The organism is Kitasatospora sp. NPDC059817 (genome assembly GCF_042731835.1).
Taxonomy (GTDB): Bacteria; Actinomycetota; Actinomycetes; order Streptomycetales; family Streptomycetaceae; genus Kitasatospora.
Genome location: NZ_JBHWIR010000250.1, coordinates 1 through 8,388, shown reverse-complemented (window position 1 = coordinate 8,388; position 8,388 = coordinate 1). Strand labels below are relative to the sequence as shown.

Below are 8,388 nucleotides of genomic sequence, written 5' to 3'. Positions count from 1 at the left end.
AGCGGGGGGCGCCGGCGGCGCCCGCGCGGCCGGCCCTGGGGGCGCCCGGGGCGCCGCCCGCGCGCCCCCCCCCCCCCGTCCCGCTCGGCCCCGACGCCCGGCACGACCTGGCCGCGATGGCCGAGCGGCTGGACGAGCGCACCCGGATCGTCGTGCTGTGCAACCCGCACAACCCGACCGGCACGGTCTACTCCTGGGCGGAGCTGACGGACTTCTTCCGCCTGGTCCCGGCCACGGCGCTGATCCTGCTGGACGAGGCGTACGTCGACTTCGCCCGGGACTGGGCGGCCCCGGCCGTTCCGGACCGGATCGCCGAGTGGCCGAACCTGGTGGTGCTGCGCACCCTCTCCAAGTCGCACGGCATCGCCGCCCTGCGGATCGGCTACGCGCTCGCGGAGGAGTCCGTGGCCCAGCGGGTGCGGGACCACCAGGTCCCGTACGCGGTGAACCGGCTCCAGGAGGCGGGCCTGCTGGCCGCCGTCTCGGCCCAGGACGAGGTGGACCGGCGGATCGCCGAGATCGCCGCCGAGCGGGAGCGCCTGCGGGCCGAACTGCTGGGGCTGGGCTGGACGGTGGCGCCCAGCCTGACCAACTTCCTCTGGGTCGTCGCGCCGGGTGACCAGCTCCCCCTGCGGACGGAGCTGGAGCGCCGGGGGGTGGCCGTCCGCTACTACGCCGGGCAGGGCATCCGGATCGCCGTCGGTGAGAAGGACGCCAACGACGCGGTGATCGAGGGCTTCGGCGCCACCGCGCCCGCCGCTCCCTGACCGCACCCCGCGTCCGCGGATCCCCGCGTATCCCTGCACCTCCCCGCACGTCCCGCACGTTCCCGCATGTCCCCGCGCACGGCGCGTGAGGGCGCACCGTCCGCGCCCCACGCGCCGAGCAGCCCAGCAACTCAGCACACACGGCACACACGGCACGTCCAGCACGTCCAGCACCCCGAAGCGCCGTCGGCGCAGCGAAGGAACCGCGATGCACCCGCTGTTGGCCCGCCCGGAGTTCCGGCGCTACCTCGCCGGGCAGACCCTGTCCGTCCTCGGCGACAGCGCCCTCTCCATCGCCCTCGGCATCTGGGCCAAGGTGCTGACCGGCAGCAACTCCGCCGCCGGGCTGGTGCTGTTCTGCTTCGCCGCGCCGCTGCTGCTCCTGCCGCTGGGCGGCCTGCTCGCCGACCGGGTCCGGCGCAGGCCGCTGCTGGTCGGGGTCAACCTGGTGGTGGCGGTGGGGTTGACGCCCCTGCTGCTCGTCGACGGTCCGGACCGGGTCTGGATCATCTACTGCACCGCCTCGCTCTGCGGTCTCGCCGGGGCCGTGCTGGCCCCGGCGCAGAGCGCCCTGCTGCGTACGATCCTGACGGACCGTCAGGACTTCGGCGCAGCAGCCGGGTTCACCCAGAGCGCCCGGGCCGGAACCACGCTCGTCGCGCCGCTGCTCGGCTCGGGCCTCTACAGCTGGCTGGGCGGGCGCGCCGTGGCGCTGGCCGACCTCGGCGTGCTGCTGCTGGCGGCCCTGGCCTTCCTCGGCCTGCGGGCGGACGAGCCCAGGCCGGAGCCCTCGGGCCGCCGGTGGCGCACCGAGGTACTGGCGGGCTTCGCCCACCTGCGCGGCGCGACCGGGCTGCGCCCGCTGGTGGCGGCCACTGCCGTCACGGGCTTCGTACTGAGCCTGCTCCAGCCGGTGCTGTTCGCACTGACCCAGCACGGGCTGCACCGCCCGCCGCAGTTCCTCGGCGTGCTGGAGACGATCGAGGCGGTCGGGGCGCTGGGCGGCTCGGTGGTCGGCGGTCTGCTGATCGGCCGGCTCGGGCCGCGCCGGACGGTCATGGCGGGGTCGGTGGTGTTCGGCCTCGGCACGGTCCTGCTGCTCGCGCCGTCCCTCCCCGTGGTGGCGGCCGGCCTGGTGATCGCCGGGGCGGGCATCCCGGCCGCCATGGTCGGCCTCGCCACGGCCGCCCAGGCGGCCACGCCGCCCCAGCTGATGGGCCGCGCCCAGGCGGCCGTCAACCTCTCGCTCACCGCCCCGCAGGCCCTCGCGGTCGGCGTCGGCTCCGGGCTGGTGGCCGCCCTGGACTTCCGGGTCGTGCTGGCCGTGATGGTGCTCGGCGCCCTGCTCGCGGCCGTCCACCTGCTCGGCAAGCCCGAGGCCCCGACCGAGCCCGAGGCCCCCGCGGAATCCGAGGCCCCCGCCGGGACCGAGGCCCCCGAAGAGCCCGAGAGCTCCACCGAGCCTCCGGCCGACTCCGAGAGCCCCACCGAGCCCGGGAGCGCCCCGGACCTCCAGCGCACCTGATCGCCCGATCACCCCCGACACCTCCTCTCCTCCTCACCAGAAAGCTCCTCAGATGACCGACCGCTCCTCACCCACCGCCGCCCCGCTCCCCGTCGAACTGGACCACGTCGAGTTCTACCTGTCCGACCTCACCGCCGAGACCGCCCGGCTGACCACCGAGTACGGCTTCGAGCTGCTCGTCCCGCCCACCGAGCGCGGCGAGGCCGCCGAGCGCTGCCTCTCGGCGCTGGTCGGGCAGGGCACCGTCCGGCTGCTGCTCACCCAGCCGCTGGCCGGCGGCCACCCGGCCACCGACTACCTGGCCCGGCACGGCGACGGCGTGGGCGCACTGGCCCTGCGGGTGCCGGACGCCGCCGACGCCTACCGGACGCTGACCGGCCGGGGCGCCGACGGGCTGCGCCCGCCGCAGGCCGCGCACGGCTGCGTCACGGCGGTGGTCGGCGCCTTCGGCGACGTGGTGCACACCCTGATCGAACGCGGCCCCGAGGCCCCCGCCGACCGGATCCCCGGCCTGCCGGACGCCGCCCCCGTGACCGGTGCCGGTACGACGGGGCTGCGCTCCGTCGACCACTTCGCGGTCTGCGTCCCCTCCGGTGAGCTGCGCGAGACCGTTCGCCAGTACTGCGAGGTCTTCGGCTTCCGGATGATCTTCGAGGAGCGGATCGAGGTCGGCGCGCTCGGCATGGACTCGGCGGTCGTGCAGAGCACCGACCACAGCGTCACGCTCACCCTGATCGAGCCGCTCAGCCCCGACGCGGGCGGCCAGATCGCCTCCTTCCTCGCCGACCACGGCGGCGCCGGGGTGCAGCACGTGGCCTTCTCCTCCGCCGACGCCGTGCACTCCGTCTCCGCGATGGCGGAGCGCGGCGTGCCGTTCCTGCGCACCCCGGGCGCGTACTTCGACGCGCTGCCCGCCCGCCTGACGCCGCTGCGGCACTCCCTCGACCAGCTGCGCGCCCTGCACCTGCTGGTCGACCAGGACCACGACGGCCAGCTGTTCCAGATCTTCACCCGCTCCCAGCACCCGCGCGGCACCTTCTTCTTCGAGGTGATCGAGCGCATCCGGGCCCGCACCTTCGGCAGCAACAACGTCCGCGCCCTCTACGAGGCCGTCGAACTCCAGCGCAGCGCCAGCGAAGTGGCCGGATGAACGCGCCGGCCCTGACCGGGCACCAGCCCTCCCCCGCCCCGTCGCCCTCCACCCCGTCGCCCTCCGCCCAGCCGCTCCCCTCCCAGCCACCCTCCACCCAGCCGCTCTCCGTCGCCGAGTACGCGGAGCCGGCCCGGGCCGCGCTCGCGCCCGAGGTCTGGGACTGGCTGGAGGGCGGCGCGGAGCGCGAGCGCACCCTCGCCGGCAACCGGGCGGCCTTCGACCAACTGGCCCTGGTGCCCCGGGTGCTGGCCGACGTCTCCGCCTGCGACACCGCCGCCACCCTGGTGCGCAGCCGCGCGAGCCTGCCGGTGGCGGTGGCGCCCGTCGCGTACCACCGGCTGTTCCACCCCGAGGGCGAGCTGGCCTCGGCCCGGGCGGCGGCCGCGGCGGGGGTGCCGTTCACCGTCGGCACGCTCAGCAGCGTCGGCTTCGAGGACCTGGCCGCGACGGGAGCCACGCTCTGGTTCCAGCTGTACTGGCTGCGCGACCGGGGGCGGCTGCTCGAACTGGTCGCGGCGGCCGAGGCGGCGGGCAGCGAGTGCCTGGTCGTCACCGCCGACGTGCCGTTCATGGGCCGCCGCCTGCGCGACGCCAAGAACGCCTTCGCGCTGCCCGCGGACGTCCGCGCGGTCCTGCTCGAAGACGGCGCCGCCGGGCGGGCCCACCAGGCCACCACCGCCGTCTCGGCCGTGGCCGCGCACACCGCCGAGCTGCTCTCCCCCGCCGTCACCTGGGCGGATCTCGCCTGGCTGCGCGAGCACACCAGCCTGCCGCTGATGGTCAAGGGGGTGCTCGACCCGGCGGACGCGGTGCGGGCCGCCGAACTCGGCGCCGAGGCCGTGGTGGTGTCCAACCACGGCGGCCGCCAGCTCGACCGGGCCGTCCCCTCGATCACCGCGCTGCCCGCCGTCGCCGAGGCGCTGGCCGGCCGCGACTGCCAGGTGCTGCTGGACAGCGGGGTGCGCGGCGGCTCGGACGTGCTCACCGCCCTGGCCCTCGGGGCGTCCGGGGTGCTGCTCGGACGCCCGATGATCTGGGGCCTGGCGGCCCGGGGCGAGGCCGGCTGCGCCCACGTGCTCGACCTGCTGGCCGCGGAGCTGCGGCACGCGCTCGGCCTCGCGGGCTGCGCCGACCTGAGCGCGGCCGCCGCGCTGCGCACCACCCCCATGCCCTGCCCCACCTGGAGTGCCCCGTGACCACCACCGCCCCACCCCGCGGCCTGCTGCGGGCCGACCTGCACCCCTCCCTCGCCGACCCGGCGATGACCTCGATGAACCTGCTCAACGAGATCTCCATCCGCTACCCGGAGGCGGTCTCCTTCGCCGCGGGCCGCCCGGCGGAGCAGTTCTTAGAACTCGACGCCGTCCACCGCCACCTGGACCGCTACGTCGCCCACCTGCGCGCCGAGCGCGGGCTCTCCGAGGAGGCGGCCCGGCGGCAGGTGCTCCAGTACGGGCGGACCAAGGGGATCATCCACGAGCTGATCGCCACCCACCTCGCGGTGGACGAGGGCATCGAGGTGCCCGCCGAGTCGATCGTGGTGACGGTGGGTTGCCAGGAGGCGATGTTCCTGGTGCTGCGGGCACTGCGCCGCGGCCCCGAGGACGTGGTGCTCGCCGTCTCGCCCACGTACGTGGGGCTGACCGGCGCGGCGCTGCTCGCCGACCTCCCGGTACGGCCGGTGGCCGACGGCCCGGACGGCGTGGACCTCGCCGACCTGCGCCGCCAACTGGCCGCCGCCCGGGCCGAGGGGCTGCGCCCGCGCGCCCTCTACCTGGTACCGGACGTCGCCAACCCGAGCGGGGCCAGCCTGCCGCTGGAGCTGCGGCGGGAGCTGCTCGCCCTGGCCGCCGAGGAGGACTTCCTCCTGCTGGAGGACAACCCGTACTGCGTCTTCGCCGGCGAGGAGCGGCTGCCCTCGCTCAAGGCCCTGGACACCGAACGGCGGGTCGTCCACCTCGGCTCCTTCGCCAAGACGGCCCTCCCGGGCGCCCGGGTCGGGTACGTGGTGGCGGACCAGCCGGTGGCCGACGGCGCGGGCGGCACCGACCTGCTGGCCGACCTGCTCGGCATGATCAAGAGCATGACCACGGTGAACACCTCACCGATCGCCCAGGCCGTGATCGGCGGGGCACTGCTCGAACACGGCTACAGCCTGCGGGCCGCCAACACCGAGGTCGCCGCGCTCTACCGGCGCAACCTCGCGCTCGTCCTGGCGGGCCTGGCCCGGCGATTCCCGCCCGACAGCGGGGTGAGCTGGAACGAGCCGCGCGGCGGGTTCTTCCTGGTGGTCACGGTGCCGTTCGCGGTGGACGACGCACTGCTCGAACTCTCGGCCTCGGAGTACGGGGTGATCTGGACCCCGATGTCGCACTTCTACCCGGGCGCAGGCGGGGAGCGGCAACTGCGGCTCTCCGTCAGCCAGGTCGACCCGGACACCGTCGACCGCGGGCTGGACGGGCTGGCCGCCCTGATCGCCGCACGGTCCTGATCGCCGTACGGTCCTGACCTCGGAGGGGGCGCCCGCTCCGGCGCCCCCTCCCTTGCCGGGCCTTCGCGTCAGGGGCAGTGGGACGAGCCCGAGTCGGCGCCCCCGACGCCCCCGACCGCCCGGTCCGCCGGCGTGGCGTCCTCGGACAGCATCTTGATCCGGACCTGCCGCACGTACCGGTCCACCAAGTGGCGCAGCACGCTGACCGTGGCGGCGACGTCCGGTGCCGGAATGCCGTCCAGCGCATTGGCCAGACCGGCGATGTTGGCCTGTTTCAGACGGTTGAGCATCGCCCGCCCCTCGGCCGTGAGCGCCACCTGGCGGGCCCGGCGGTCCAGCGCGTCCGGGGTGCGTTCCACCAGTTGCTGGGTCTGCAGCCGGTCGATCTGCCGGGTGACGTGGGAGGGCTTGACCATCAGCCGGGCGGCCAGGTCGCCCACCCGGCTGACCTCCTCGGCCTCGGCGAGCGCGCGCAGCAGGTAGACGTCCGAGCGCGCCGCCGTGATGCCGGCCCGCGCCGTCTGGCGCTCGTGCTCCTGCGAGCGGGTCAGCAGGTAGGCCAGCGAGGCCAGCACCTCCTCCAGTTCGGAGGTGGCGGTCGGATTGTCTGTTGCGTCCGGCATGGGGGAACTGTAGCGACCCCGTTCGAGGAGTGGCTCCCCTCTCGACCACTGACCGGTTTCCGGACAGATTCGTTCGCCACCGGATGGACCCTTTCGCCACCACTGACCGCGAGTTAGCGTGACGGTGAGTTAGTTGCTTAGGGCATGCAATGGTCCCGGGCGCTACCCCACGGCACCGCAGGCCCATCCGCTCGGCGCCACCGGCAAATCCGCTCCGTGAAGGGAGCCCATGATGGCCACCGCCGCTCACCACCCCCAGTTCACCCACCCCGCCGCCCGTGGCGGCTGCCCGTTCGACCCGCCGCCGGCCTACCAGCAGGCCCAGCAGGACGAACCGATCAGCCGGATCGCCCTCTGGGACGGCGCCCCCAGCTGGCTGGTCACCCGCCACGACAACATCAAGGCCGTGCTCAGCGACGCCCGCTTCAGCTCGGACGCCGCCCGGCCCGGCTTCCCGTTCATCAGCGCCGGCGCCCGACAGCTGAGCACCGGCCAGCGGACCTTCATCCGGATGGACGACCCGGAGCACGCCCAGCTGCGCCGGATGCTCACCAGCGAATTCATGATCAAGAAGGTCGAGGCACTGCGCCCCGAGGTCCAGCGCATCGCCGACGACCTGCTCGACGAGCTGACTGCCGGCCGCAACTCCGGCGACCTGGTCCACGAGTTCGCGCTGCCGCTGCCGTCCCTGGTCATCTGCCTGCTGCTCGGCGTCCCCTACCAGGACCACGACTTCTTCCAGGAGTGCAGCCGGGTCCTGCTGCGCCGCGACTCCTCGGTCGAAGAGGTGCAGATCGCCCAGAAGAACCTGGCCGACTACCTGGTCAAGCTCACCGACTCCAAGCGCACCGAGCCCGACGACGGCATCCTCAGCCGCCTGGTCGCCCGCGGCGAGCTGAGCACCGAGGAGATCGGCGCCATGGGCCGGCTGCTGCTGGTCGCCGGACACGAGACCACGGCGAACATGACCGCGCTCTCCATCCTGGCCCTGCTGCAGAACCCCACCCAGCTCGCCCACCTGCGCGAGCACCCGGAGTCGGTCGCCGGGGCCGTCGAGGAACTGCTGCGCTACCTCACCATCGTGCACTCCGGCCTGACCCGGGTCGCCACCGAGGACGTCACCGTCGGCGACGTCCGGATCCGGGCGGGCGAGGGCGTGATCTGCATGATCAGCACCGCGAACCGGGACGAGCAGAAGTTCCCCGACGGCGACGAACTCGACCTCTCCCGCGACGCGCGCCTCCACCTGGCCTTCGGCTTCGGCGTCCACCAGTGCCTCGGACAGCCCCTGGCCCGGCTGGAACTGCAGATCGCGCTGAACACCATCCTGCAGCGACTGCCCGAACTGCGCCTGGCCGTACCGTTCGAGGAGATCCGCTTCCGGGGCGACATGCTCATCTACGGCGTCCACGAGCTCCCCCTCGCCTGGTAACGGCCCTCCCACGTCCGAACCGATCCTCCGAAGGGAAAGCCATGCTCATCCACATCGACCAGGAAAAGTGCTGCGGCGCCGGCAACTGCGTACTCGCCGCCCCCGAGGTCTTCGACCAGCGCGACGAGGACGGCATCGTCGTCCTCCTCGACGCCGCACCCCCCGCCGACCTCCACCAGGCCGTCCAGGACGCCGCCGCGGTCTGCCCGGCCGCAGCCATCCGGCTCGACCAGCCGTAACCACCCCCCACCCCACCAACCCGCCGCCGAGCGGCGCCCCTGACCGCGCGTCGGGGGGGGGCGGGCGGCCCGCGGGCCCCCCCCTGGCCCGGCAGCCAAACCAAACCCCGGGCACTAAAGAGGGGAGCTGGGGCGGGGGGGGGGGCGGGGGCCCCCCC

At 74.4% G+C, this 8,388-nt stretch carries 8 protein-coding genes; 7 read left to right on the top strand and 1 reads right to left on the bottom strand.

Features of this window, described 5'->3' with window-relative positions; all coding sequences use genetic code 11:
• The 5 genes from ACFV61_RS32320 to ACFV61_RS32300 all read left to right on the top strand — a co-directional run.
• Positions 1-767: pyridoxal phosphate-dependent aminotransferase (locus ACFV61_RS32320; RefSeq protein WP_380495523.1), on the top strand; the 767-nt coding region annotated here is incomplete at its 5' end.
• Between the two features lie 208 nt (positions 768-975).
• Positions 976-2,292, top strand: a complete 1,317-nt coding sequence (locus ACFV61_RS32315) for an MFS transporter (protein ID WP_063349679.1) — start codon at positions 976-978, stop codon at positions 2,290-2,292.
• Between the two features lie 52 nt (positions 2,293-2,344).
• Positions 2,345-3,442: a 4-hydroxyphenylpyruvate dioxygenase gene (gene hppD, locus ACFV61_RS32310; RefSeq protein WP_380495522.1), complete on the top strand. Its 1,098-nt coding sequence runs from the start codon at positions 2,345-2,347 to the stop codon at positions 3,440-3,442.
• A complete protein-coding gene (locus ACFV61_RS32305) occupies positions 3,439-4,641 on the top strand; it encodes an alpha-hydroxy acid oxidase (protein WP_380495520.1) in 1,203 nt (400 codons plus the stop codon). The genes hppD and ACFV61_RS32305 overlap by 4 nt, the downstream gene beginning before the upstream one ends.
• Positions 4,642-4,706: 65 nt before the next feature.
• Positions 4,707-5,936 carry a PLP-dependent aminotransferase family protein gene (locus ACFV61_RS32300; protein WP_380495525.1) on the top strand — a complete coding sequence of 410 codons (1,230 nt, stop codon included), beginning with the start codon at positions 4,707-4,709 and terminating at the stop codon, positions 5,934-5,936.
• Between the two features lie 68 nt (positions 5,937-6,004).
• On the opposite strand, the gene ACFV61_RS32295 is transcribed toward ACFV61_RS32300, so the two are convergent.
• A complete protein-coding gene (locus ACFV61_RS32295) occupies positions 6,005-6,559 on the bottom strand; it encodes a MarR family winged helix-turn-helix transcriptional regulator (protein ID WP_380495518.1) in 555 nt (184 codons plus the stop codon).
• Between the two features lie 232 nt (positions 6,560-6,791).
• Between ACFV61_RS32295 and ACFV61_RS32290 the strand changes: the two genes are divergently transcribed.
• Both ACFV61_RS32290 and ACFV61_RS32285 read left to right on the top strand, forming a co-directional pair.
• Positions 6,792-7,991 carry a cytochrome P450 gene (locus tag ACFV61_RS32290; protein ID WP_380495516.1) on the top strand — a complete coding sequence of 400 codons (1,200 nt, stop codon included), beginning with the start codon at positions 6,792-6,794 and terminating at the stop codon, positions 7,989-7,991.
• Between the two features lie 41 nt (positions 7,992-8,032).
• A complete protein-coding gene (locus ACFV61_RS32285) occupies positions 8,033-8,230 on the top strand; it encodes a ferredoxin (RefSeq protein ID WP_380495514.1) in 198 nt (65 codons plus the stop codon).
• Positions 8,231-8,388 lie beyond the last annotated feature (158 nt).